Annotated in this window: 1 protein-coding gene; it reads right to left on the reverse strand. The window is 60.8% G+C overall.

The window, feature by feature from the left end:
- Positions 1–227, reverse strand: a 227-nt coding sequence (locus IF22_RS33520; RefSeq protein WP_280940619.1) for a non-reducing end alpha-L-arabinofuranosidase family hydrolase, incomplete at both ends; no start/stop codon positions are given.

The following is a 227-nucleotide window of genomic DNA, read 5'->3' on the forward strand; positions in this document are numbered from 1 at the left end:
TCTCACTGGTGGCCTGCGGCGTCCACGAACCACCCAGGCTGGTGGCGGTGAACGACCGGAAGTAGCGACCCTGCGACCCGATCGCCTCCACGATCATCAAGTACTTGTTCAGGCCCTGCAGCTTGTACACCTGCACCGCCTCGAACAGGTTGTTCGTCGTGTCACTCATGATCGTCGTGTAGTTCGACCCGAAACTGCCCGGGAAGTTCCCGATCGGCATACTCGCC

The sequence above is a fragment of the Micromonospora parva genome (genome assembly GCF_000718515.1).
GTDB lineage: Bacteria > Actinomycetota > Actinomycetes > Mycobacteriales > Micromonosporaceae > Micromonospora > Micromonospora parva.